Below are 26,310 nucleotides of genomic sequence, written 5' to 3'. Positions count from 1 at the left end.
TAGACCAACATTGTTGTGCGGTATAATTATTAATTTGCTTGACATGGTATAGTATTTTCGGGTATTTTTATTCTCAACAAATGCGTAAAGGTCGTAGCGCAATGAAGATAACATACCAGTATCAGTTATATCCCGACACCAGTCAAAAGTCAACCCTCAACCAATGGTTAAGAATTTGTCGCTATTGGTACAACAGACAACTAGGTGATCGATTTGATTGGTGGGAGAGGAACCGCACTACTGTGAATGCTTGTCCATTGCTCGCTAGTATCTCTGCGCCTCGTGAAAAGCCCAACTATTATTCGCAAAAACAACAATTGCCAGCCATCAAAAAAGACTTGGTAAAAGTCTTCCACAGTGGCGAGCTATTAGACTTTAAACAGGTAGATTCAACTATCCTACAAGATGTTTCTAAGCGAGTAGACAAAGCCTTTGAGCGATTTGTTGTAGGGGATAGCAAAGGCGGGCGATCGGGTAAACCTCGATTCAAGACAGAAGCGGATTACCGGACGATGACTTTTTATACGGCTAACAGCAACTGGATTAAGTTGGTTCGCAAGAATTGGTTTTATATCCGATTGCCAAAGTTGGGTGTCATAAAAGTTCGGATGCACCGCCCAATCCCCGATGGGTTTACCGTCAAGCAAATTAGTGTTACCAGAAAGGCTGACGGTTGGTTTATCCAGGTAATGCTTGAAGACTCTTGTGTGCCCCAGTTCACGCTCGACAAAGTTACCCCAAACTGGGACAACTCAATTGGGTTAGATGCGGTGCTGCATGAAGATGTCTATTTAGCAACGTCGTCAGGCGAGAAGTTACCTTCGTTGAAACCGCTCCGCAAAAACCAAGCTAAATTAGACCGCATTTCAAGAAAGCGGAACAAACGGAAGCGCGGTTCTAAGGCTCGACGGAAATTAGCCAAAAAAGAAGCGAGACAGCACCAAAAAATAGCGCGTTCTCGCCAAGATTTCCACTACAAAACAGCTCACAGACTTGTCAGGTCTGGAGCTAAATTCTTTTTTCATGAGGACTTAAACTTAAAAGGCTTAACGAAACGGAATAAAGTTAAGCAAGATAATGAGGGTACTTACCTCCCAAACGGTCAATCAGCTAAATCAGGACTAAACAAGTCTTGGTTGGATGCTGCGTTTGGTCAATTTTTCAAGACGCTGGAATACATAGCCGAAAAAGCTGGATCAGCCGTCGTTCCGCAAAAACCTGCTTATACCTCAATGGTTCTGTGCTATCGGAATGAAATTGTTTTTGCCGATTGCGGTATGCGAAACTATTGGGATGAGCAACATTCTTTAATGGTCGATCGTGATATCAATGCTGCGATTAATTTAAAGAAACTGGGATTGGACATTTTTCCCAGTATAAAACGCCGTGGCGGGAATCTTTCTGTAGTAGGAACTATAGATAATAGTACCGCGAAGGAAATTTTGCACACCCTTCATCGGGCTGCAAAGAAGCCTACGCCATACTCTACTCAGTTGGCGTAGGAGGATGTCACGTACAATAATAGTTAGGGTTCTCAACCCAGCACGCCTTTTCTCCCAACCGCCCGCCTCCCTGGCTGCGTCAGTATCAAACGCGAACTGTTTTGAGTTCGATCGGCGGTTTATGTTGAAGATGCCGATGTCAGGTTATAACTTGTAGGTCATAGGTTGTGCATAATAGGGAACTAAAGCTGTGAAAATACTACACTGACTGTGGGGGGCAACATACCGGATACCTTGGAACTACCAAGGGCTTTGCTTTCGTCAGCCCAGAACAGTCCCAACACGCAGGCCCTGCGATCGCCAATGCTAAACAACCTACGTCTCAAACCTCTCCTGGCTAGTTGCCTAGTAGCACCGTGAGGAGGGCGACGCCATGCAACTCCGAAAAAAAACACTATTAATCATCGGTGCAGCGCTGATCAGCCTGATTGTGGTTCTGTATGCCACTGCATCAACTATTTTGCTGCATGATTTTCACAACCTGGAGGCACAGTACGTCCGCCAGGATGTGGCACGGGCTTTGGACGCATTAGATGATGACTTGTCGAATTTAGACACCAGCGCCCAAGATTACGCCGAGTGGGACGATACTTACTCTTTTGTCGAAACACGGAACGAAAATTTTGTCAAGTCAAATTTCGTCGATTCGACATTTATTTACTTGAGACTAAACTTATTGGTACTGCTGGACTCCAACGGTAAGACGATCTTCAGCAAAGGTTTCGACCTGAAATCGCAAACCGAAATCCCGATTCCCGAAAGCTTAAAACAGCACTTGACCGAGGCACTAATAGACTCATCGACAGTCGAGGGCGATCGCCGGGCCGCCAAAACAGGCGTCCTCACCCTGCCAGAAGCCAGACTGCTGATTGCCTCCAAGCCCATCTTGAACAGCAACGCCCAAGGCCCGCCGCGGGGGACGCTGATCTTGGGACGCTACCTAGACAGCAGCGAAATCGGTTTGCTTTCAGAACTGACTCACCTGTCAGTGGATTTTAGATTGCCGAGTTTAGATTTTAAAGTGGGAGCCGCGAACTACTCCGGGCACAGCGCCAAGGCGATGGCTCGCTCTAGACAGGAGTTGGAAAATGTCAAACTCAAAATTTCCAACCTCAAATCAGTAGAAATTTTAGTCGAGCCACTCAGCGACACCTTAGTCGCAGGATACGCCCTGATTCGCGACATCCACGGCAACCTAGCGCTGCTGCTGCGAGTAGAGACAGATCGCATCATCTACGGCCAAGGTCAGGCTACCTTGGAGCTGTTTACCTTATCAATACTGGCAGTAGGTTTAATATTTAGCGCCATCACCCTGCTGTTGCTAGAAAAATTAGTCTTAGCGAGATTGGCTGCCTTGAGCACCAGCGTCAGCAACATCGCAGCCAACGGCGACCCAAGCTTGAGAGTTCCTATGGCCGGAGCAGATGAACTCGCAAGCTTGGCCGACGCCATCAACCGAATGCTAGAAGCATTGGGCAATTCTCAAGTCGAACGTAATGAAAGCGAAGACCGCTATCGGTTGATGGCCGAAAATTCAACCGACATGATCACCAGACACGACCCCACAGGCGTGTTTGTTTACGTCTCGCCCGCCAGCCGGGCTTTGCTGGGATACGAACCTTCGGAACTCATCGGCCGCGTCCCCAAGGATTATTTTCACCCCGACGATTTAGAAACCATTGCCAAAGCTCACTGGAAAGTCCTGGCACTCCCAGTTACTTACACCGTCAGCTACCGCATCCGCCGCAAAGACGGCAAATACATTTGGTTTGAAACCACCGGCCGCACGATCAGCGATCCCCAAACAGGCGAAGTCCAAGAAATTATCGGCATTTCCCGCGACATCAGCGTGCGGAAGCAAACAGAACAAGAACTTCGAGAAAGCGAAGCAGCAATCAAAGCTTTGTACCAAGTGACTTCGGCTCCCCGTACAGACCCGCTCAACCACCTCTCTACCTTTGATTTGCGCCTCCAAGAACTGCTGGCAATGGGATGTCGGCATTTAGGCCTGTCGGTGGGAATTTTGTCCTGCATTCAAGGCGACAACTATCAAATAATGGCTGTTGAGTGTCCCGACGGGTCGATCGTCAAAGACCAAATCTACGATCTGGAAAAAACTTTCTGCGTCGCTACGTCAATGGCAAAAGAACCGATTTACTTTGAGTCGGTGCGATTTTCGGGTTTTTCCTTCAACACGCACGATCGAGCCTTCCCCATTGAAGCTTACATGGGCATTCCCGTCACGGTGGGAGGCAAAGTTTACGGCACTCTGTGCTTCTTTTCTCCGACTCCTGTGACAGAACCGTTTCGAGCTGTAGACAGAGAGTTGATGAAACTGATGGCTCAGTGGGTGGGAAGCGAACTCGAACGCCAGCAAACCGACGTAGATTTGGCAAAAGCTCGCGATCAAGCACTGGCGGCTACTAGAGCCAAAAGCGAATTTTTAGCCACCATGAGCCACGAAATTCGCACTCCGATGAATGGAGTCATCGGCATGACTGGTTTGCTGCTGGATACCCCCTTAACTCGCGAACAGCGCGATTTTGTAGAAACTATCCGCAGCAGCGGCGATGCCTTGCTGACGCTGATCAACGATATTCTAGATTTCTCGAAAATTGAGTCGGGCAAATTGGACTTGGAGGAACATCCGTTTGACCTCCGCACTTGCATTGAGGAATCTCTAGACTTGGTAGCTGCTAAGGCGGCAGAAAAAAAACTGGAAGTGGGTTACTTGATCGATCGTACAGTACCGGTAACGGCGATCGGCGACAGCACCCGCTTGAGGCAAATTTTAATCAACTTGCTCAGTAATGCGGTTAAATTTACCGACGCTGGAGAAGTGGTGCTTTCGGTGACTGCCAAAAAGATTTCAGTGCCGGCGGCTAAGGCTAAAGAACCGCCATTAATGGCTGGCGAACCGGTAGTAATTAACCCAGCATACGAAATACATTTTGCGGTCAAAGATACCGGTATCGGCATTCCGAGCGATCGCATGGATCGGCTATTTAAATCTTTCAGCCAGGTTGATTCTTCAACGAGCCGGCAGTACGGCGGTACCGGATTGGGTTTGGCAATTAGCAAGCGTTTGGCCGAAATGATGGGCGGCAGGATGTGGGTGGAAAGTATGGGTAGTGTGGCGGGCAATCCTCCGGCCCATTTTAGATCGTCGGCAGTTATTGATTTGGGATGGGCAGAATCTTGCGAAATTGCCGAAAAATATGGCTATGCCAAATCTGTACTCAGCAACCAGCCGATCGCCCAAAATACGAAATCCGTTGGCTCTACTTTTTATTTTAGTACGATCGTTTCTGGCTGCAAGAATTCCTTACCACTTAACTTGAGCAATTCTCAACCTGAATTAGCTGGCAAGCGAGTCTTAATTGTCGATGACAATGCTACCAACCGCAGAATTTTGACTCTCCAAGCTCAGTCTTGGGGAATGGTGGCTAGGGCTTCAGCTTCGGCTCGTTTGGCTTTAGATTGGCTGGCTGCTAAAGAGATGTTTGACTTGGCAGTTTTGGATATGCAAATGCCGGAAATGGACGGGTTAGCTTTAGCGGCGCAAATTCGCCGATATCCTGATTGCGAAAAGTTGCCGTTAGTGATGCTAACTTCGATCGGCAGGCCAGAAATTAACCCCCCTTCTATGGAGATGGATTTTGCTGCTTTTTTGAACAAACCCATCAAACAATCTCAGCTTTACAATGTTTTAATCAATATTTTTGGAGAACAGACAACTGAATTTAAAGGGCAGCGCACTACCGGGTCTTTCTTGCAAACCATACCCGTGCTGGCAGAGGACTTACCCCTGCGGATTCTGTTGGCTGACGATCATTTGGTGAATCAGAAGGTGGCTTTGCAAATTTTACAGCGGATGGGGTATCGCGCGGATGTGGCGGGAAACGGTATCGAAGTGCTCGAAGCTTTGCGCCGCCAGCCTTACGATGTGGTGCTGATGGATGTGCAAATGCCGGAAATGGACGGACTGGAAACTACCCGCCACATCCGCGAGCAATTTTCAGCAGATTTAACTTTAGAAAATGACACGGGAGAATCAGAACTTTCCGCAACTGATGAGCAATCTAATAATCGAAAATCCCGAATCGAAAATCAAAAATCGACTGAGGAATCTAACAATCGAAAATCGAAAATCGAAAATCAAAAATCGACTGAGGAATCTAACAATCGAAAATCGAAAATCGAAAATCGAAAATCGACAAGGCCTTGGATTGTGGCGATGACGGCAAATGCGATGCAGGGCGATCGCGAAGAGTGTATGGCTGCGGGGATGGACGACTATTTGAGCAAGCCGATCGCAATTGATCAGTTGGTGCGAGCTTTGCTCGCTTGTAAATCTCGATCGAACTCTGCATTCGATCGTCTACAGCCGATCGTTTGTTTGGATGCCCCGGCGGAACATATAGAAGGAACGAGTGAATTAGAAGTGCGATCGAATGTGGCTGTTGCGGGAAATCCACAACTGACAATTTCCAATTCGCACGCAGTCGTCGATGGTGGTGCATCAAATCTCGATCGGGCTTTGTCAGAGAGCCACGAGTCCCTGAGTGCCAAGATTATAGAGGGACTGCGAGAGGTGGAAGCTTTGGACGAGGCGATCGAGATTTACCTCGAAACAGCTCCCGAACTGCTGCGAGGCATCTCTATGGCTCTGTGCAACGCCGATCCGCTGGCTTTGCGGCGATCGGCTCACTCTTTAAAGTCGATCAGCGGTACTCTCGGTGCTTTTCGCTTGTTTGAGCTGTGCGAGGAACTCGAAATCATGGGCCGCATCGGCACAAATGCTAACCAGTCTTTACCCGATCCGGCCTGCGCGCTTTTAGAAGAGGTTGAGGCGGAGTATCAAAGAGTGGAAACGGCGTTAAAAATAGAAATGCAGTCTGTTGATTGTTAGCTGTTATATGCTGTCCGATTGATTTCTCATAAATTCAAGTCCGCTCCGGGTAAGGCTGTCCATCTGAAGCAACACTAGACAATCGAAAGTTATCTCACTCACCCCAAGGAGGGGACTGTTAACTATTAAGGGACATCCAAGAAATAAACTCTTCCAGTCCCCGGAGAGGTAAACATCCGATAGTCAAACTCGTGAGCTTGACTTACAGCATATTCCATTTATATGTGGTACACATAATCTGATGGCCGGTGTAAGGTGCGTCGCCACCCGTCAATCTGTAAGTTATATCCAATATCTCGTAGCGACGCACCCGGAGGATTAACAGCACACAATTAAGGTTTCTACTGTACTTCATAAACCACCGAATATGCTGTATCAAACTGGGGTTAAGCTCACAACTCTGGAAATGGCTGAAGTTGAAACTAACTCAGATTCAGCGTCTTTCCCAACCGGTTGGGGATAGCCTCCCCAATCTCGGTAAGTGGTTTATCGATATTGCTTACAGTACCGCTTGATTTTGGACGAGTTTTTTATTTGGTAGTCCATTAATCAACAGCATTAATGCGCTCGATTTGTGTGTTTGTTTGAGGCTATTCGCGCCGTACTCGATCAAGCGTTGTTTCGCATCTTGACGGGTTAAATCCACAGATCGAGTGCGTCGGTTGAAGCATTCGATCTGTGGGTAAGCTCCAAAATGTGGAGAGTTGGGGATTCATCGGTTTGATTTTTTGGAGTTAGTCAATGAGCAGAAATTGTTTGCCACTCTTGAATCGCCGTCGATGGGATTTGTAACTCGATCGCTGAACCAGTTACCACTGGTAAAGTTAGGTGAAGGGGAATTTCAGCCTGCAACTGCGGTAGGATAGACTTAATGTCATATTCTGCGACATTAGCTGGGGTTGGTGTGTCCTTAGAAATTTCGCTAGAAATATCCTTGGCGGTTATAGTTTCGCCCATAGATGTTGTCAGAATCAGCGGTTGAGTGCGATCGAATTCCACCGCACCAGGAAAGCCCACGACGCGCAGAGAGACAGTATAACTACCTTCAGGATGGATGCGTTTGAAGGATCTCGCCTGCCAAGAATTTCCGTTCTGATCTTGCAGTTTTTGCCGGGATTGATACAGCATCTGCCCTGGATATTCTTCGATTTCCGTCACAGCAGAAAAAGCAGGTAAGGGAATACAGACAAGCAGTAAAACGCAGATACAAGCAGCCAGCAGCCAGCGCATCGGGCGAATCTTAGAGCAGTTAAAGTACATAAATTTCATCACAAAAGTCCTCAAAAATTTAAAATGTATTGCAATTAGTGAGTCAAAATTTTGGGATTTTTATCCTAATTGTTTTGGTATTAGCTCTGGTTCTAAACAGCTCTTTGAACCTTGCTTAGTCGCCGCTTACGAAGTAATAGCTTGCGAAGTTCTTCTGCACCAATCAAAATGGGCGGACAGGCTAACAAAATCAACCAATGCCAATTGGCTAGTGAAGCCGTTCCAAATACTTGTCTGAAGGGTGGAAAGTCGATGAATGCGAAGAGGGCAACACATTCAACAGTTATTCCTAACCAGAGCAAACTATTATTTGATAACGACTGACGGAATACCGAACCCCAATCAGAGCGACAGGCGAATAAGTTACCTATTTGACAAGCTACGATCGCAGCTAAAGTCATCGTTGTCGCTTGGCGATAGATTGCCGTCACCGTAGGATCGGCAGTATGGGAGAGGATTGCAGGAGTGACTTGTTGCAAGTCTGCCAACGAATAGCCATAGCTCCACCAAACCATCAAAAAGCCCAACATTGAGAGCATCGCTTCGATCGCACCAAGAAAGAGATAGGCGCGTAATATTAAAGGAACGTTGAGTAAAAACTCCTCCTTTGGACGGGGTGGACGATCCATAATCCCAGCTTCGGGAATTTCTGCACCCAAAGCTAGGGCTGGAACCATATCCGTGCCTAAATCTACGGCAAGAATCTGCAAAATCGTCAGCGCGGGTGGAATTTTGAAGGCAACCATGCCTAAAAATGGCACGACTTCTGGCACATTCGAGGCGAGGATATAGGTCATGAACTTGCGGATATTTTGATAAATCGCCCTTCCTTGCTCGATCGCTACCACAATCGTTGCAAAGTTATCATCAGTAAGTACAATATCTGCCGCTTCTCGCGCCACATCCGTACCATTTTGTCCCATCGCAATGCCGATATTGGCGGCGCGTAAGGCGGGGGCATCATTCACCCCATCACCTGTAACTGCCACAATTTCGCCGATGTCTTTGTAAGCTTGCACTAATCGCAATTTGTGTTCAGGTGACATCCGGGCAAACACTAAACCAAAGCGATATTTCACCACTTGCTTGAGTTGCGCGTCAGAGAGATGTCCCATGCCTTCACCCGTGACTACACGCACTTTGTCGCTAACTAAACCAATTTGACGCGCGATCGCTTCAGCCGTCAATCCATAATCACCCGTTACCATTATTACTTTGATTCCCGCTTGATGACATTGGACGATCGCCTTTGGTACTTCCTCACGCGGCGGATCGAACATCGCAACTAGCCCGATAAAAATCAAATCTTGCTCTAAATCCTGAGCTTTTAGAGCGATCAATTCCTCTCCACCTTGACGCGCCGCCAGACCTAACACTCGAAATCCTTGTCTGGCTAAATCATCATTGGCTTTGACAACTTCATCCCAATAATCGTGGGTTAATTCCTGCGATTTACCATCGCGCAAAATCCAATGGCAATGTTTCAGAACTTCTAATGGTGCGCCTTTGGTAAAAGCCAGATGGGGAAATTCACTTGACCATATTTCTGAGGCTTGCCAATTCAAAACCACTGTCATCATCAAGCGGCGAGAATCAAAGGGAATTTCTCTTAAGCGTGGGAACTGCTTTTGGAGATTTTCTAAATTCAATTCTGCTTTTGCCGCCGCTACTAACAAAGCCGCCTCTGTCGGATCGCCAATTTCTTGCCAACGACTAGGCGCATTGAGATGTACCAATCGAGCATTAGAACAAAGTGCCGAACCAATCAGTAAAACCTTAGCTTTCCAAGCAATTTCGGAATCAGAGGGAATATTAACTTTGCCATTAGTGGGATCGTAACCAGCCCCAGTAATTTCAATTAGCCTGTTAGTTAAGACATCATTAGGAGTATCGCGATTGGGTTCAGATTGCTTTGGTTCTGTCGGTAGCCAGAGATAGCGCACCGTCATTTCATTTTTGGTCAAAGTACCCGTCTTGTCTGTGCAAATCACTGTAGTCGCGCTGAGGGTTTCCACTGCCGAAAGCCGCCTTACAAGAGCGTTGCGCCGCGCCATCCGTTTCACACCAAGGGCAAGAGCTAATGTTACTGTTGGCAATAAACCTTCAGGGACATTTGCCACGATAATCCCGATCGCAAAAATAAAGCTCTCGGTAATATTCATGCCAATCAACAAGTAGCTAAGCGCGAATACAGTCGCACCCATACCCAGCGCGATCGCTGTAATAATCCGTACAATCCGAGCAACTTGAATTTCTAAGGTACTGGGTTCGCGTTTTACTACTGTAGTTAAATGCGCCACCTGTCCAAATTCAGTCTGTGCGCCCGTCGCATAAACCACCGCCACTGCTCGACCTGCTGCTACCGTCGAACCTGCTAATACAAGGTTAGCAATTTCTGATGGATTTACCTTTTCTTGCAAGGGCTGTTCCCCTTGACGCAGCATGGTTTTTCCAGCACGCACCGGAACGGCCTCCCGCAGACGTACAGGGTAAGGACTTCGCGCCACAGGTAAAGATTCCCCTGTCATTACTGATACATCGAGATATAAACTTTCGGCTGAAATTAATCTGGCATCTGCGGAAATGCGATCGCCTTCTTCCAATTGCATCACATCGCCGCGTACCAATTCTCTAGCTGGAATTTGCTTTAATTCTCCATCTCGATACACTTTTACTTGCATCGGTAAGACTTTTTTTAAAGCAGATAAAGCTTTCTCAGCTTGAAACTCTTGCCAAAAGCTAAAAATGGCATTAATCCAAATTACTGCCCAGACTGCCCAGCCCAGTTCAGGTGTGCGGGAAATAAATGCCAAAATCCCTGCAACCCACAGCAACAAAGCCATAAAATGGGTTAATTGATCGGCAAATCTGAGCCACAATGGACGATGGACGGGTTCTGGTAATTCATTTGCGCCAAATTTCTCTAATCGCTCTTGCGCTTCATTGTCCGATAATCCATTGGCAGTAGTGCCTAGAGATTCATAGACTTCTTCAACTGATAATGTCCATAATGGTTGGTGTAATGATGCCATGCCCGATCTACTCCTGTTTGATAACTGAAGCTGGTTAGCTATTCGGCACGCAAAGTGCGTTTATTAAACTCAGGACTTATTATGGCCTATAAACCGTTTTTTTTACAAAAATAGAGCATTGAATATATAGCCAATGCTGATAATACCAACGGTCATTAGCCCAATAAACACGGCTAAAAGTTGAGGTTTCAAAACTTTTTTGAGAATCACCATTTCAGGCAGAGATAGTGCTGTTACTGCCATTGTGAAGGCTAAAACTGTACCCATTGGCATTCCTTTATTGACTAAAGCTTCGGTAATCGGCATCACACCCGCAATGTTCGCATAGAGTGGCACGCCCAACATTACCGCGATCGGCACTGCAAAAGGATTATTTGCGCCTGCATATTGGGTGATAAAATCAGTCGGCACATAACCATGAATCCCCGCCCCGATCGCAATACCACCCACGACATAGAGCCACACCGATCGCACAATGGAGCTCGACTGGAACCATCCTTGCTCAAATCTTTGCCCCCAAGTTAGCATCACTGCTTCTGGATTGTCCTCATCACCTAGAGGTATTTCTTGATGAGATTTTTGCAGTTGCCAAACAAAGGGTTCCACCCATTTTTCTAATTTTAGTAATCCGATGATATATCCAGAGGCGATCGCCAAACCGACACCAAAACCGATATAGATCAGCGTCACCTTTAGTCCAAACAATCCCCACAGCAGGATAACAGCAACTTCATTTACCATTGGCGCTGCCATCAGATAAGAAAAGGTCACACCTAAAGGCACACCTGCTTCTAAGAATCCGATGAACAAAGGAACCGCAGAGCAAGAACAGAATGGTGTGACGATTCCTACCATTGCCGCCAAGATATTTCCCGCAAAAGTGCGCTTTCCTTCTAGCAAAGAGCGAACACGCTCTGGTTCTAAAAAGCTCTGAAATGTCCCAACAATAAAGCTAATTACAATTAGTAATGTTAAGACTTTTGGCACATCGTAAAGAAAGAAATGCAGACTCGATCCTAAATGCGATGACATCGACAAGCCGAAGAGTTGGGTGACAATCTGGGTTGCCAACCAATCAAAAGGATAAAATGGATCGAACATAACTTTGCCTCTTTAACGCTGCAATAAGGGCTGAATTTGTTCTGGACTGAGCACTTGACCTTTGCTGACGACTTTGCCATTGATTGTCATGGCGGGAGTAGACATCACACCTCGTTTAGCGATTTCGATGGGGTCGGTAATGTGCAGAATTTCAGCATTTAAATTGAGATTAGTTACAGCTTGTTTGGCATTTGCCTCTAGCTGTTGGCATTTTTTGCAGCCTGAACCCAAAATTTCAATCTCGATCGCATTCATGGCATAACTCCTTTTTTGTATTCTCTAATTCAATTCTCTCTCTACTGAATCCAAGCGATCGCTACCTTTTCTTAACTGACCCCACGCCCCGCCCAGATTCCCGAACTTGAGGAGAGCCAATATACTCTATTGAACCCACGCCGGATACAGTTGCATCTAACTGCTGACTGACATTAACCACAGCACTGCCCACGCCGCTATTGCGAACCGTAGCCTGCTTAGTCTTGAAATTCTCACCTTGGAAACTTCCAACCCCGGAAAAATTGAGTTCCAGCACATCGACACTTCCGGCGATTGTCATGCTACCCACCCCATCAAGGGAAATCGACAACTGTTTACCTTGGATATCCTTTACCTCAACACTACCGACACCATCTATATTCAAGCTCTCTAGGCTCTTTACCTCCACAACGAATTCAATGGGCTTGGTGGGATTCATATTGGTATCTTTCGTGATAGTGAGATACAGAACATTGTCAGTTACACGACTTTCTAGCAACGGCAGAATGTTGTCGTCAGCGGTGATCGTTAGGGACTCTTTTCCTGTCTGCTGTATCGTAACTTTACCTACGGATTTACTAGAAATGGATGAGAATCGACCTACTTCTCTAGATTCGGTCTTAACTATTCCAGAGCCTCTAAGCCCACCCAAATTGAGAGAGCAGCCTGTGAATAGGCTCAAAGCTGTTAAACACACAACCAAACCGTATAGCTTCGATCTCATTGTTTTGCCTGCTATATAAATCCTTAGTCGTTCACTTTTCATGGGTGCATTTTGATTGCGATCGCATCTTTCCATTAATGCAAGATTCCTAACACCATGATTGTTCTCCCGGAGGATTGTGCAGTAACTCCCGAATATTGGCTTCGATCACCCGATAGCCTACATTGCCGTTGAGTCTCTGCCGTCCTTCATTAAAAATCAGGGTGGGGCCATTGGTAACAAGTTAAGCTAAGAAAGCATTGTCAATCAGCAATTATGCTCAACATTTACTCGGATTTTGGGCATAAAACTGAGATTTGGGCGATCGAGGAATCATGCCTCCCATGATATTTATACCTACTCCCTCTCAAATCGTAAATTTTCCACTCCTAAAAAAGCAGTCTTTTTGAGTAATATTACTGATTGACAAATGCAATTAAGTCTTAACTTGTCACCAATGGGGTGGGGCTGACTGTAACCGTATGCTCTTTGACTAATTCAAAATCCTGGGATAGCTTGGCATAAGCCTCACCACTATCGATCTGAGCTTCGATAGCAGTGATCGGCAGTCTTAACTCCTCCGCAATTCCAAATTGTACCTTGCGGTCAGAAACATCTGCCAGTTTGGTAAAAAACGCCTCCCGAAATGCCCAGGTTGCTTTTTCAAATACCTGTTGATTTCGCTCTACTAAATCCTTCGTTTCTAGTAGTTGAATCGCATGGAGAAACAAATGACAGGAGGTCGATGAAAATGGTGTAACGTTAGTCCAAATATCAGGATGAACGCTGATGTGATCGAACTTTTTCGCAACCTCCTGGACATGATCGCTGTATCCTTGCAAACCACCGCGATCACGCCATCGGTTTTCCAGTTTTTCACGAGTAACACCAAAGACGGGGACAAAGTGCTTTGTGATCGCAATCTTGTCTTCAAAGGTTGTTTTCAACTCATCCAAACGAATCTGAGCAATATAAGCCCAAACGCAGAGAACATCGGAAAAATAAAAAATACGAATCGGTTCCATATCACTTCATCCTTAGACCCACCAGGGTTTCTTTCTAGTACGAGGATCAGTTTCCGTCCAAGCTGAGATCAAAATGCTGTTATCGATCACTGAAACCTGGACAATCTTGAGCGGTAGAGGAGCTGGGCTATGCACCACCGTCCCATACAGACGCTGATTGGATGTCCCTAACTTACTTTTTAGTTACCAAAACCCAATCCTCGGCTGTTTTGACAATCTCAGCATTCTGCAAACCTAAATGTTTTAAAACAGGTTTTTCTAACAGAAAATAAGGTTGAGGGAGAGTTTGCCATTTCTTTTTGAGCGTCGGCGCGTCGGCGACAATAACTTGGCGTTGACTGTAAAAATTCAGCGATGGACGGCCCAAGCGGTGAGAAGTAAACACCTGTTGACCGGCCGGAGTTCCTGTGCGGACAATTTCGGCGATCGGCTTAACAGGATAATCCTCCGCCAGTTCCCAAACCCAGTTATCAGAAGCCACCAATACCAACAGCGTCAGGTAAGTTCCCCAAATTAAAACTAATATAAACTGTCGGTCTTTGCGGTGCAGCAACACGGCCGCCATTGTCATTGTCAAAGCTACAAACATCAGCATTAACTGCAAATCTCGCTCTGGAGGCGCAATTTGTCCCCCGATCCGTACCCAGCCACTGAAGTACACGCAACCGACGACAGCAACTACACCCAGCATTGCCAAAATCGCGGGATGAGGCAACAAAGAAATAGCATCAAAACGTTCTTCTGCTTCCTCTTTGACGGGCTCTGGCGGCAGCCACAGTTGCTCCCAAACTTCAGCCAGATAACTGCCAACAGCAAGAGCAAAAGCTGGATAAATTGGCAAAACATACCACGGCAATTTAGTAGTCATCACAGAAATAGCCAGCAGATATACTCCAGTCCAAACCAATACTAATTTTGGCCCGGCAAAACTGCGATTTTCCCAACTCAAACGCAGCCCTTGTAGCCAAAATAACTGCCACGGCCAAGCTAATTTTAAAATTTCTAAAAGATAATACCAAGGCGGGCCTTTGTGACTGCTTACAGGTTCCGAAATGCGCCGGAAAGATTCGTTAATTAAATTAGTGTGGATGAAATATTGGCCGTAGTGCAGCCATTGGGCAAAATACCAAGCAGCTACTGGTAAAGTTCCGATCGCCAATCCGCCCCAAAGATACCCAGAAGTGAGGAGTCGCGGGGTATCCCAAACCAAAAAAATACAGCCAACAGCAGCCAACAGCAGCCCCAACATCACGCCCTTAGTCAGGCAAATGAGTCCGAACCCAATCCCCGCGCCCAAAGCGTAGCGCAAATCCCGGCGCGATCGTAGCAAACACCACATCGCCGCCAGCAAAAAACACAAAACCGCCCCATCCAACATCGCCAAACGTCCATGCCGCACCACCGGTAACAGCGTCAGATAGACGAGGGCAGAAAAAATGGATCTCGAACGCGGAGGAAACAACTCCCTGCCAATGGCGTAAAGCAAGGGCACAGAAGTGGCTGTCAGCATCGCCGGTACCAACCTCGCCGTCAATTCGCTGACACCGCCGACGGCAAAACACAGCCCTATTAGCCAGTGTACCAGCGGCGGTTTGTTCAAATAAGGCATAGAGTCGATCGTCGGATACAGCCAATTTAAGTTGCCGCGCCAAATTTCGCGACTTACCTGCGCTGCAATGCCTTCATCCCAATCCCGCAAAGCCACGCCGCCCAGATTCAGCCCGAAAATCAGCACTGCCGCCAACAGAAAAGCCAGCATCCACACTTTGTCTGTAAAGCTGTCATTCCAGCGATTTTTCGGTTTGCGGCTTAGGAATGGAAAGATTTCTGACATAAGTTAAGAGAGTTTTGAGCGTCCCAAACTGAGGGTAAACTTAGACAGCAGTTATTTGCGACTAGGAAAATACCATGAACTTGCCTGTAATTATAGATATTATCATTGGCTTAGTATTTATCTACCTGACTTTAAGCTTGCTAGCTTCGGAAATTCAGGAACTGATTGCTACTGTTTGGCAGTGGCGGGCGGAACATTTAAAGAAGTCGATAGAAGTGCTGATTTCTGGAGGCAGCGAAGGTGCGAAAGATCCCCTGCAATTTAAGCGAGTCGGACAGTTAGCCCATTCGATTTACGCCAATCCGATTATCAAGGATTTGAATCAGGGAGCGAAAGGGCTGTTATCAGAGGGATTCCGCTCTGTTACGCACCGCATGGGGGATTTGTACCACGGAGTTACGGGTACTAAAAATGTTTTCGGCAATAAATCCAGTGGGCCTTCTTATATTCCAGCCGAGTGTTTTTCGGCTAGCCTTTTGGAGACTTTAAAGGTTTCTAGTTTGCTCAGCTCTATCTCTAAAACCCGATTGGAAAGATTTAAAGACTTACAATTAGCACAAATTCAACAGATTGGACAAAATCTGAGTTTGCCGGATGCTACTAAACCGATTATTGAGCAAGAATTTAGGTGGCTGACTGCGGAGTTCAATCGAGTGGTTGAAGATTATCAAAACAATTTAGCAAGTTTGAGCAACAGCTTAAATCGGATGTCTGAAAAGCTAGGATTTTATATTAAGGATTCTCAGGTTTATCTACCAGAAACCGAGCTGGGAGGGAGAGAATTTCAGAGGCAGATGGCATTTGTGAAGGCTCGTTTTGACAGCAGAAATGAGCGGGTGGCGCTGCTAGGGCAACTACAACCTAGTTTCAGCAATCTGTTAAATACTGTTAAAAAAAGTCAAGAGTCGGCAGCCGAAATTATGGAACTCAAAGAGGAGAGTCCGATTTATCAACAAATTCAAGAAACCTTGGACAGTATGCCAGAATCTTTGAAACGCAGCCTTTATATTTTAGCGCAGCGCGCTGAAAAAGGCGGCGGAGATACTCAAGAGCAGTTGCAGCGGTTTCAGAAAGAAATTGAAATTTGGTTTGACCAATCGATGGAGCGTGCTTCTGGTGTTTACAAGCGTAATGCTAGAGGGGTTGCGATTTTGCTCGGAACTGCGATCGCTGTCGCTGCTAATGCTGATACCATTCATATTATTAATCGGTTGTCGAAGGATTCGATGTTGCGATCGACTGTTAATTTGTACGCTGAGCAGTTGGTGGTAAATAATGCTAAGACTAAATCAAATAATTTAACCAGTCTGACAAAAGTTCAACAGGATGTCGATCGAGCTTTGGATAATAATGTACCTCTGCCTTTGGGATGGAGCGAACAGAATAGGTTAAAACGAGATAAACAGGGGAATTTATTGTGGCCGGCTTTGATGGAAAAATTGTTTGGTTGGATATTGAGCGGTGTAGCTATTTCTATGGGGGCTGGTTTTTGGTTTGAGGCGCTCAACAAGATTATTAATATTCGCAATGCAGGGAAAAAACCGCCATCTTCTACAGAATCTTGAGCGGTGCAGTTGCGAGGCCAATCTACTAAGTGTCATACCCTTTTAGATTTTAGATTTTAGGTGGGGGAATGACTGAAGACTATCGAGGTTTGAAGCACGGGCTTACGGTGGGATTCTTTTGTAAAAGTGGGATCACGGACAGGATACCGGATCGATCGGTAATTGCGAGTTGGCCGGAAGTAAGGGAAAACACGCAGAATATAAATTCCGTGCGATCGCGGATGGCAGTGCTGCAGAAATAGGGCAAACTGATAGATAGGTGAAATAAGAATGAGCGAAATAAACAAGGTCGCTGGCAGTTTCAGAAGCTCTGACTCCAAGGCTGTATCTACCGCTAAACACACTTTTGGAGGACGGAATATGTTGACTTCTTTAAGGGAAACGACTCCCGCCTTGGAATACGCAAATTCCCCATCCAAAAGCTTTGTATTCAAGGACTCCAGCATCAGTCAAGGTGGATATTTTGTTTCCAGAATTTTGACTGGGGCATCTGACTGCATCGAGAAAATTACCTCGGCACTTCAAAAATCGACCTCTATCCTTAGAGAGATTGACAAAGTTGGCTCGACTTCTGACGGCCACTCAAACCAACTGCAATTAGGCTTTGTTATCCTCAGTTCAGATTACCTGGAACCATACAAAAGTCAATTGCCAAAATCGCACAGTTCCCTGACTCAAAACAGCGGACTTGGTGGGTGTTATGCCGATCGAGATAGTGATACACTCAGCAACGGCGGTGGGCGCGATCGACTGTTTGCTAATTAAGGAGAGTGATTTAATGCAGAGTATGGAACGTACCGAGGGCGACTGAACCCGAATACAATTGTAATTAGGGAGGCAGGCGCGATCGCAATCAACGATTTCGATCTGACTAAATCAGCAATCATATCAACTCCCGCTGAATAATTTGAATCACGTTTGTAGTGAGGTGGGTAGTCCTCACAGTGTCGGTAGCCCCCCATAAGTCAATTGATTTCCCGCGATGGGTTCCACTTAATATCATACCGTTTTGACTGTTAGTAAATGCGACCAAACATCCTGGTAATCAGTATTTGGGTGTACCGCAAACCTAGCAACTTCAAACCATATAGAATTCTTCAATATCTACATAATTCAGTTTTCCCTTGGATGAAATACAGCTAGGGAAACTCTAGTGCATTGTGCCTCTACGTAAAATCTCACACTCAAATAAAAACTACTAAATATAAGAGGAGTTATTCGGGGGTGAATTACCTCCACTATTTCCGCATCCCTCAACTCAGCCTACTATTAGCAAAATAAGGTCAAAAAAAATTGGATAATAGAACCTAGTTTATTTCAAGATTCCCGATTAATATTGCAATCTATTCCCATAGATAGAGGCTCAAATTTCCATTTGACTCAAGAGGCGAAAGGCAAATGCCGAGCAAAATAAATCACTAAAAAAGTTTTTAAAATGACCCCATTTCCCAATTGGGTGTTAAGATATAATGGAATAAGCCTGATGAGATAACTCCGGGGTGTATCTACTAATAATGCCCTTAATGGAGTCTCCAATATGAGTTCTACATTCGCTCAACTTAACTCACAATCTGCTTTTGAAAAAATGCCACCTCGCTGCTTAGTCTTCATTGACTCCGGCGTTAAAGATTACGAGTCAATTGCAGCGGGAGTGCTGCCGGGACAGCAGGTAGTAATACTCGATAGCACCAAAAACGGCATCGCACAAATCACGTCCGAGATGGAAAAATACGCCTCTACTAATGGGGCGATAGACTCGGTTCACATTATTTCTCACGGCAGTTCAGGCAGCTTACAATTAGGCAATACCTCTCTGGGTTCAGATAACATAGAGCAATACAAAAGCCAGTTGGAAAAGTGGCAAACTTCACTAGCCCCACAAGCAGACTTCATGGTGTACGGCTGCGATGTAGCAGGCGGTACAGGTGCTAATTTCCTCGATCGATTCAGTCAATTAACCGGGGCTGACGTTGCGGCATCCACCAACATAACCGGCCGTAGCGGCGACTGGAATTTAGAATTTGCTAAGGGTCAAATTGAATCTCCCTTAGCCTTGCAGCCAGAGGCTATGGCAAGTTACCAAGGTGATTTAGCTACGATCGTAGTAGCCAACAATAGCGATAGCGGGCCGGGTTCATTAAGGGCTGCGATCGCCAGCGCTGTTGCCGGCGATATCATTAACTTCGCTCCAGGTTTAGCCAGCCAAACCATTACCCTCACCAGCGGTCAACTCGATATTCCCGTTGGCAAAAACATCACGATTGACGGCGCCGCCGCACCCGGTTTAACCATCAGTGGCAACAACGCATCCCGCGCCTTTTTTGTCAACGCCAACGTTGCGACTGCTACCAATTTTGTGGTCAAAAACCTCATTATTACTAACGGCAAAACTACCGATCGAGGTGGCGCGATCGGCACAACCGACGAAGTAAACCTCACAGTAGAAAACGTTCAGTTCAACAACAACGTCGCCGATAAAGGCGGTGGCGCAATTTTTGGTAATTTCAACAATACCCTGACTGTTACCAACAGTAAATTCACTGGCAACGTAGCCACCTCCGCTAACGATGAACGCGGTGCAGGTGCGATCGGCTTTTTGAGTTCCAAAACTTTTACAGTCACCAACAGCGACTTCACCAACAACAAAGGAATTAACGGCGGGGCGATTAACAGCCTTCAAGGTAAGTTAACCATTGACAACTCGCGATTCATCGGCAACGACACCACCTCCGCCTCTTACGCCACAGGCAAAGTTAATCCTGGTTTAAGGGGTAACGGTGGCGCTATTTACACAGACAGAGCCAGCAATCCGAGCGAAGCTTCCGGCACAATCAAGATCACCAAAAGTGTATTTCAAGACAACAAAGGGCGAGGCGAAGGCGGAGCAGCTTATCTGTTCACCGGTAGCCAGGACAATGTAATTTTGGAAAACACCACCTTCCAAAATAACGAAGTTATGGCGCTCACAGGCAGCCCCAATGGTGGAAATCCTGGAAATGGTGGTGCGGTAACGATTTTGAGCGACAGCACCAACAAGGGATTGACCATTGCCAACACCACCTTTGCTGGCAACAAAGCCAATAATCAAGGTGGCGGCCTGTGGATGCGAAATGCCCCTACTACGATTACTAACAGTACGTTTTCTGGCAACTCCACGGCGTTTGCTGCTGGTAATTTCAACAAACTCGGCGGTGCAATGACTCTTGGTGCACCCACAACCATTCTCAACACGACGATCGCCGATAATTCTGCCGGCTGGGTTGGTGGAGGTATCTTCGCCGCTGCCAATAATGTCACCCTCAAAAACACGATTCTTTCCAACAATACAGCGGCTAACGGAGGAAACCCTTGGGGCATTCAGCAACACGTCACCGCCCAATATAGCGATCAAGGAGGGAATTTTCAGTGGCCGGTGATTAGCACCGATACCAAGGTAACGACAAGTGTGACGATCGCAGACCCCTTACTCGGCCCTTTGCAAAACATCAACGGCGCTTTAGTCAGGCCCCTGCTGACAGGAAGTCCGGCAATTGATAAAGGGATTGCCACCGGCGCACCCGCTACGGATCAGCGCGGCGTGGCTCGCCCTCAAGATGGCGACAGCATTCCAGGTGCGATCGTAGACAGCGGCTCTTTTGAATTGGGAGGTAGTGTCGTCCCGGTGCCAACTCCGACGCCCGCGCCGACTCCTACTCCCACACCGACTCCGGCGCCAACTCCGACGCCCGCGCCAACTCCTACTCCCACACCGACTCCGGCGCCAACTCCGACGCCCGCGCCGATTCCAACTGAGACTCCGACACCCACACCCGAACCCACTCCTACTCCCACACCGACTCCGGCGCCAACTCCCACACCCGAACCCACTCCTACTCCCACACCGACTCCGGCGCCGACTCCGACGCCCGCGCCAACTCCTACTCCCACACCGACTCCGCCGCCGACTCCGACTCCGGCGCCAACTCCAACTCCGGCTTCGGATGGTTCCCCGCTCGATGACCTCAACCCCCCCCAACTAGATCCTGCCACCATCACCCCCAACCCCGTCCAACAAACTATCAACGGCGGCGAAGGTATCGATTTCATGATGGGCGGTGTCATCAACGACTCAATTAACGGACTTACCGGCAACGATACACTCTACGGCATGGGCGGCAATGACAACATTGACGGCGGCGCAGATAACGACTCAATCTTCGGCAATGGAGGCAGCGATTTCATCTCTGGCGGCGCTGGCAACGATACCATCTACGCTGGCAAAGATCCTGACACTGTGGTTGGTGGTGAGGGCGACGACTTTTTGAGGGGAGATATCGGCAATGATACTGTTGCCGGCGGCCTTGGCAACGACAGCATTTTCGGCGGTAAAGATGACGATATCTTGCTGGGTGAAGATGGGGACGACTACATTTTAGGCAACTTAGGAAATGACACAATTAATGCTGGAAATGGCAACGATATTGCCTTTGGCAATGAAGGTGCAGACCTGATTTTTGGCGACATCGGTAACGATACCCTGTACGGAGGCAAAGAAAACGACAGTCTCGATGGCGGTGAGGGCAACGACTTACTCTTCGGTGGCAATGACAACGATGTGCTCTGTGGCGACATCGGTAACGATACCCTGTACGGCGGCAAAGGTAATGATATTCTCAGCGGTGGTGCTGGGGACGATTTCCTTTCCGGGGATGTTGGGGACGATACATTGACGGGAGGTTCGGGAAATGATGTGTTTTTCCTCAATCAAAGTGTGGGTAGCGACATCATTAATGATTTCCGCAAGGGAGAGGATTTAATTGGGTTGAATTCTGGTTTGAGTTTTAATCAACTCAGTATTACTTCCAGCAACAATCAGACTTTGATTACTGTGACGGATACCAATCAATTGTTGGCGAAGCTTAACAATATTACCCCCGGTATTCTCACTGCTAGCGATTTCACTCAGGTAACAATCTAACTGCCGGGGGTAGGGTGCGCCATAAGCAGCCAGCCCGCTTAGAAGTGCTGAAGAAAGCTCTAAAGCTCTCAAACTCCTGAAAGTTGGGGATGACGTTAGCGTCGCCCGTCCCTACGGGGCCTACGCCAACGAAGAGGAGCGATCGATCTGATTCTTTTCAACAGCGATCGGTAATAAATCTTGTTTATTGCCGATCGCCCACACCTAGAATGAGGCACATCCGTCTATTGCACTCCTGAGCTGGCTAGCCATAAGTAGCGCCCGAATAAAGCAAGCTTTCTCAACAACAAAATTTCCGATTTTTGGGAACTTTTTTCCTGCAGGTAAAAAAGTTAAAACAATCAAATTGTTAGGCAATTTTCCTGGTTTTCGCTAAGGTGAACGTATCAGGTAATAGCTAGAGAAATTGTCGGAAATTTGGCAAGTATAAAATCTTTTTGTAGTTTTACGTATCCCATGCTTATCAATGGTTTGAGGTACTACTTGTCGGGCTAAAGATGTGCAGGGTAAATCTACAGAGAGAGGTTCCCCGTGGCAGACTATTTACATTACATCTTCTGCAATTAATTGCTAAAGAAATCGCAATTTCTACACAGCTTAAGCTGATTAGGGAGACAAGTCTCGGATTTCACTTAGGCATAAAATTCAAGTTTTTTCTTAAATTTGAATTTCCCCGATGGATCACCGAGGTTTTAATCCTGCCTACTGCCTTCTGCATCTCTAGCCTTCTGCTTTCAAGGTGAATCTACCAGCAAATAGTAAACATTCTCATGGGTATGCGAAATGAGTTCAACTTTTGCCACCAACATGGATTCACAATCTGTTCTCCGCAATGTTGGTTCTAAATCTATTGTCTTCATTGATTCCGACTTAGATGACTATCAAACTCTTGCGGGTGGCGTGCTTCCCGGTGCAGAGATCATCATTTTAGATAAAAATGGTAACGGAGTAGAGCAAATTACTGCGAAACTGCAAACAATTTCTGCTGCGGGGGAAACTGTAGAGCAAGTTCACATTTTTTCTCACGGCAATTCTGGCAGCTTGCAGCTAGGTTCTGCCACGCTGAATTCGGATAATTTGCCGCAATATGAAAGCCAGTTGCAAGGGTGGCGAAATGCGCTAAGCGACAAAGCAGATATTGTGCTTTACGGTTGTGATCTTGCTGCGGGTTCGGGAAGCAATTTTGTCGATCGCCTGGGCGAGTTAACCGGGGCTGATATTGCGGCATCTAGCGATCGCACTGGCCGCGGCGGTAACTGGAATTTGGAGTTTGCCAAGGGTGATATTGAAGCACCGCTAGCCTTGACTCCAGAGGCAATGGCGGATTATCAAGGGACTTTAGCGACTATTACCGTTACCAACAATAATGATAGCGGGCCGGGTTCATTGAGAGATGCGATCGCCTCCGCAGCAGCCGGCGATACCATTCAATTTGCCTCGACTCTTGCGGGCCAAACAATTACTCTCTCGAACGGTCAACTTGTCATCAACAAAAACTTGACAATTGATGCAGTTGGTGCAGCAAATTTAACCATCAGTGGCAACAATGCTTCGCGGGTAATCCGCACAGAAGGTGCAACAAATGTTACTCTAAAAAACCTGATTGTTGCCAACGGCAAAGTTTCTGGAACCGATCCCAATAGTGAGGCAACTAGCGCCGGTGGTGGCATTCAAACAGGAAGTAGCAGCACTTTAACTTTAGAAAATTGCCAAGTCAATAATAATGTTGCCGGTTTTGGTGGCGGCATTTACACGGGTTTCCGCAGCACGACGACTGTAATTAACAGCAAGTTTAGCGGCAATGACGGTTCGCGAGCGGACAATACCGAACGCGGTGGCGGCGCGATCGCCACTAAAAGCGGCGGTGTTCTGACTATCAGAGATAGCGAATTTACCAACAACAAAGGCAGCTACGGCGGAGCTGTTAATAACCTGTTGGGCAGCATGACGATCGAAAACTCTAAATTCATCGGCAACGTGACAGATAAAGGCGTTGGCGGGGCAGTTTACGTCGATGGCGCTAATGCTTCCGGCCCGAATGCAACCCCCGGCCCGGTGGCCGGAAATATTGCCATCCGCAACAGCATTTTTGATGGCAATATCGGAGCGAGAGAAGGAGGAGCAGGGTTTTTATTTGGCTATCTTCAAGATAAGATAGTTTTGGAAAATAGCACTTTTATTAACAATAAAGCTGTTAAGGATCTAGCAGGAGTTGGAGGTTCGGGAGGCGCAATTCGTCACGGAAATGTGGATCTTACGGTAACAAACTCCACTTTTGCTAATAACCAAGCTGAAGATAATGGGGGCGGTTTGTGGTCAGGAGGGAATGGAAATATCAGCATTGTCAACAGTACATTTTCCGGCAACAGCGCTGCTAAGCAGGGCGGAGGAATGCTTGTCGCTAACAGAGATTCCTTTTCGACTAACATCGTCAATTCGACTTTTGCTAAGAATACCGCTGAATTTTCGGGAGGTATTGCTACTTTTAACGATCCTGTGAAATCGCCAATTACTGTCAAGAATTCGATTTTTGATAGGAATACGGCAAGTAACTCTTTTAAAACTAGGCAGCACACGGGACGGGAGCTCATCGATGGGGGAAACAATATTCAATTTCCCGCTAAACTGACGACCGGAGATCCTAATGATAGTAATGTTACGGCAAATGTGACGATCGCAGACCCCTTACTCGGCCCTTTGGAAAATATTAACGGGGCTTTCGTGCTGCCGCTGCTAACAGGAAGTCCGGCAATTGATACTGGTACTGGTGCGGGCGCGCCGGCGGCTGATCAGCGCGGTGTCAGTCGCCCTCAAGATGGTGATAATAACGGAAGTGCGATCGTTGATATTGGCGCTTATGAACTTAACCCTACAGTCACGCCGACTCCAACTCCGACACCGACTCCAACTCCGACGCCCACTCCGACTCCGACTCCCACACCCGAACCAACTCCCACGCCCACACCCGAACCAACTCCCACGCCCACACCCGAACCAACTCCCACGCCCACACCCGAACCCACACCCACGCCCACACCCGAACCCACACCCACGCCCACGCCCACTCCGGCCTTAGATGATTGCCTACTCGATAGCCTCAACGCCCCCCAACTAGATCCGGCCACCATCACCCCCAACCCCGTCCAACAAACTATCAACGGCGGCGACACTACCGATTTCATCATGGGTGGCGGCATCAACGACTCAATTAACGGACAAGCCGGCAACGATACTCTCTACGGCATGGCCGGCAATGACAACATTGACGGCGCTGCAGATAACGACTCAATCTTCGGTAATGAAGGCAGCGATTTCATCTCTGGCGACGCTGGCAACGATACCATCTACGCTGGCAAAGATCCTGACACTGTGGTTGGTGGTGAGGGCGACGACTTTTTGAGGGGAGATATCGGCAATGATACTGTTGCCGGCGGCCTTGGCAACGACAGCATTTTCGGCGGTAAAGATGACGATATCTTGCTGGGTGAAGATGGGGACGACTACATTTTAGGCAACTTAGGAAATGACACAATTAATGCTGGAAATGGCACCGATATTGCCTTTGGCAATGAAGGTGCAGACCTGATTTTTGGCGACATCGGTAACGATACCCTGTACGGAGGCAAAGAAAACGACAGTCTCGATGGCGGTGAGGGCAACGACTTACTCTTCGGTGGCAATGACAACGATGTGCTCTGTGGCGACATCGGTAACGATACCCTGTACGGCGGCAAAGGTAATGATATTCTCAGCGGTGGTGCTGGGGACGATTTCCTTTCCGGGGATGTTGGGGACGATACATTGACGGGAGGTTCGGGAAATGATGTGTTTTTCCTCAATCAAAGTGTGGGTAGCGACATCATTAATGATTTCCGCAGGGGAGAGGATTTAATTGGGTTGAATTCTGATTTGAGTTTTAATCAACTCAGTATTAGTTCCAGCAACAATCAGACTTTGATTACTGTGACGGATACCAATCAATTGTTGGCGAAGCTTAACAATATTACCCCCGGTATTCTCACTGCTAACGATTTCATTACTCTGTAATTATTATAGCAATCCTCGCATCATTTGTGAATTTCTTACTCCCTCCCCTTGGTCAGGGGAGGGTTGGGGTGGGGTAAAAAAATTACGACTCCTGCAAGGATTGCTATA

At 47.1% G+C, this 26,310-nt stretch carries 16 protein-coding genes; 7 read left to right on the top strand and 9 right to left on the bottom strand.

Going from position 1 to position 26,310, the window contains the following annotated elements; translation table 11 throughout:
- Positions 1 to 101 precede the first annotated feature (101 nt).
- Both QUB10_RS16770 and QUB10_RS16765 read left to right on the top strand, forming a co-directional pair.
- Positions 102 to 1,502, top strand: a complete 1,401-nt coding sequence (locus tag QUB10_RS16770) for a transposase (RefSeq protein WP_333203788.1) — start codon at positions 102 to 104, stop codon at positions 1,500 to 1,502.
- 373 nt (positions 1,503 to 1,875) lie between these two features.
- The gene (locus QUB10_RS16765) at positions 1,876 to 6,414 is read left to right on the top strand and encodes a response regulator (protein WP_333203786.1); all 4,539 of its coding nucleotides are present in this window, start codon (positions 1,876 to 1,878) and stop codon (positions 6,412 to 6,414) included.
- Positions 6,415 to 6,616: 202 nt separating this feature from the next.
- Here the strand turns inward: QUB10_RS16765 and QUB10_RS16760 are convergent, their stop codons facing one another.
- From QUB10_RS16760 to QUB10_RS16725, 9 genes are all read right to left on the bottom strand, one after another.
- Positions 6,617 to 6,769, bottom strand: a complete 153-nt coding sequence (locus tag QUB10_RS16760; RefSeq protein ID WP_333203784.1) for a hypothetical protein — start codon at positions 6,767 to 6,769, stop codon at positions 6,617 to 6,619.
- Positions 6,770 to 6,913: 144 nt separating this feature from the next.
- The gene (locus QUB10_RS34260; protein ID WP_445299396.1) at positions 6,914 to 7,060 is read right to left on the bottom strand and encodes a cation-transporting P-type ATPase; all 147 of its coding nucleotides are present in this window, start codon (positions 7,058 to 7,060) and stop codon (positions 6,914 to 6,916) included.
- A 92-nt stretch (positions 7,061 to 7,152) separates the two neighbouring features.
- A complete protein-coding gene (locus QUB10_RS16755) occupies positions 7,153 to 7,683 on the bottom strand; it encodes a DUF3122 domain-containing protein (protein ID WP_333203782.1) in 531 nt (176 codons plus the stop codon).
- 92 nt (positions 7,684 to 7,775) lie between these two features.
- Positions 7,776 to 10,715, bottom strand: coding sequence for a cation-transporting P-type ATPase (locus tag QUB10_RS16750; protein ID WP_333203780.1), 2,940 nt, complete (start codon positions 10,713 to 10,715; stop codon positions 7,776 to 7,778).
- 102 nt (positions 10,716 to 10,817) lie between these two features.
- Positions 10,818 to 11,816 (bottom strand): permease, encoded by a 999-nt coding sequence (locus QUB10_RS16745; RefSeq protein ID WP_333203778.1) that lies wholly within the window; start codon positions 11,814 to 11,816, stop codon positions 10,818 to 10,820.
- 12 nt (positions 11,817 to 11,828) lie between these two features.
- A complete protein-coding gene (locus QUB10_RS16740; RefSeq protein WP_333203776.1) occupies positions 11,829 to 12,071 on the bottom strand; it encodes a thioredoxin family protein in 243 nt (80 codons plus the stop codon).
- 61 nt (positions 12,072 to 12,132) lie between these two features.
- Entirely contained in the window at positions 12,133 to 12,795 is a 663-nt protein-coding gene (locus QUB10_RS16735) for a GIN domain-containing protein (protein ID WP_333203774.1), read from the bottom strand.
- Positions 12,796 to 13,217: 422 nt separating this feature from the next.
- Positions 13,218 to 13,799, bottom strand: a complete 582-nt coding sequence (locus tag QUB10_RS16730) for a DsbA family protein (protein WP_333203772.1) — start codon at positions 13,797 to 13,799, stop codon at positions 13,218 to 13,220.
- 172 nt (positions 13,800 to 13,971) lie between these two features.
- Positions 13,972 to 15,633 carry a glycosyltransferase family 39 protein gene (locus QUB10_RS16725; protein ID WP_333203770.1) on the bottom strand — a complete coding sequence of 554 codons (1,662 nt, stop codon included), beginning with the start codon at positions 15,631 to 15,633 and terminating at the stop codon, positions 13,972 to 13,974.
- A gap of 74 nt (positions 15,634 to 15,707) precedes the next feature.
- Between QUB10_RS16725 and QUB10_RS16720 the strand changes: the two genes are divergently transcribed.
- From QUB10_RS16720 to QUB10_RS16700, 5 genes are all read left to right on the top strand, one after another.
- Complete coding sequence (locus tag QUB10_RS16720; RefSeq protein WP_333203769.1) at positions 15,708 to 17,198, top strand: hypothetical protein; 1,491 nt, start codon at positions 15,708 to 15,710, stop codon at positions 17,196 to 17,198.
- Positions 17,199 to 17,266: 68 nt separating this feature from the next.
- On the top strand, positions 17,267 to 17,440 hold the full coding sequence (locus QUB10_RS16715) for a hypothetical protein (protein ID WP_333203767.1): 174 nt from the start codon (positions 17,267 to 17,269) through the stop codon (positions 17,438 to 17,440).
- A gap of 118 nt (positions 17,441 to 17,558) precedes the next feature.
- Entirely contained in the window at positions 17,559 to 17,963 is a 405-nt protein-coding gene (locus tag QUB10_RS16710; RefSeq protein ID WP_333203765.1) for a DUF4347 domain-containing protein, read from the top strand.
- 772 nt (positions 17,964 to 18,735) lie between these two features.
- The gene (locus QUB10_RS16705) at positions 18,736 to 22,155 is read left to right on the top strand and encodes a DUF4347 domain-containing protein (RefSeq protein ID WP_333203763.1); all 3,420 of its coding nucleotides are present in this window, start codon (positions 18,736 to 18,738) and stop codon (positions 22,153 to 22,155) included.
- A 783-nt stretch (positions 22,156 to 22,938) separates the two neighbouring features.
- A complete protein-coding gene (locus QUB10_RS16700) occupies positions 22,939 to 26,202 on the top strand; it encodes a DUF4347 domain-containing protein (protein WP_333203761.1) in 3,264 nt (1,087 codons plus the stop codon).
- Positions 26,203 to 26,310 lie beyond the last annotated feature (108 nt).

Source organism: Microcoleus sp. B5-D4 (assembly GCF_036705145.1).
Taxonomy (GTDB): Bacteria; Cyanobacteriota; Cyanobacteriia; order Cyanobacteriales; family Microcoleaceae; genus Microcoleus.
Note: the sequence above shows the minus strand (reverse complement) of the source record. Positions and strands in the feature narration are given on the sequence as shown.

Excerpts from the sequence above, each read along its gene's own strand:
- QUB10_RS16770 (WP_333203788.1), top strand. The coding sequence starts at position 102 with ATGAAGATAACATACCAGTATCAGTTATATCCCGACACCAGTCAAAAG.
- QUB10_RS16765 (WP_333203786.1), top strand. The coding sequence starts at position 1,876 with ATGCAACTCCGAAAAAAAACACTATTAATCATCGGTGCAGCGCTGATC.
- QUB10_RS16760 (WP_333203784.1), bottom strand. The coding sequence starts at position 6,769 with ATGAAGTACAGTAGAAACCTTAATTGTGTGCTGTTAATCCTCCGGGTG.
- QUB10_RS16755 (WP_333203782.1), bottom strand. The coding sequence starts at position 7,683 with ATGAAATTTATGTACTTTAACTGCTCTAAGATTCGCCCGATGCGCTGG.
- QUB10_RS16750 (WP_333203780.1), bottom strand. The coding sequence starts at position 10,715 with ATGGCATCATTACACCAACCATTATGGACATTATCAGTTGAAGAAGTC.
- QUB10_RS16745 (WP_333203778.1), bottom strand. The coding sequence starts at position 11,816 with ATGTTCGATCCATTTTATCCTTTTGATTGGTTGGCAACCCAGATTGTC.
- QUB10_RS16740 (WP_333203776.1), bottom strand. The coding sequence starts at position 12,071 with ATGAATGCGATCGAGATTGAAATTTTGGGTTCAGGCTGCAAAAAATGC.
- QUB10_RS16735 (WP_333203774.1), bottom strand. The coding sequence starts at position 12,795 with ATGAGATCGAAGCTATACGGTTTGGTTGTGTGTTTAACAGCTTTGAGC.
- QUB10_RS16730 (WP_333203772.1), bottom strand. The coding sequence starts at position 13,799 with ATGGAACCGATTCGTATTTTTTATTTTTCCGATGTTCTCTGCGTTTGG.
- QUB10_RS16725 (WP_333203770.1), bottom strand. The coding sequence starts at position 15,633 with ATGTCAGAAATCTTTCCATTCCTAAGCCGCAAACCGAAAAATCGCTGG.
- QUB10_RS16720 (WP_333203769.1), top strand. The coding sequence starts at position 15,708 with ATGAACTTGCCTGTAATTATAGATATTATCATTGGCTTAGTATTTATC.
- QUB10_RS16715 (WP_333203767.1), top strand. The coding sequence starts at position 17,267 with ATGACTGAAGACTATCGAGGTTTGAAGCACGGGCTTACGGTGGGATTC.
- QUB10_RS16710 (WP_333203765.1), top strand. The coding sequence starts at position 17,559 with ATGTTGACTTCTTTAAGGGAAACGACTCCCGCCTTGGAATACGCAAAT.
- QUB10_RS16705 (WP_333203763.1), top strand. The coding sequence starts at position 18,736 with ATGAGTTCTACATTCGCTCAACTTAACTCACAATCTGCTTTTGAAAAA.
- QUB10_RS16700 (WP_333203761.1), top strand. The coding sequence starts at position 22,939 with ATGAGTTCAACTTTTGCCACCAACATGGATTCACAATCTGTTCTCCGC.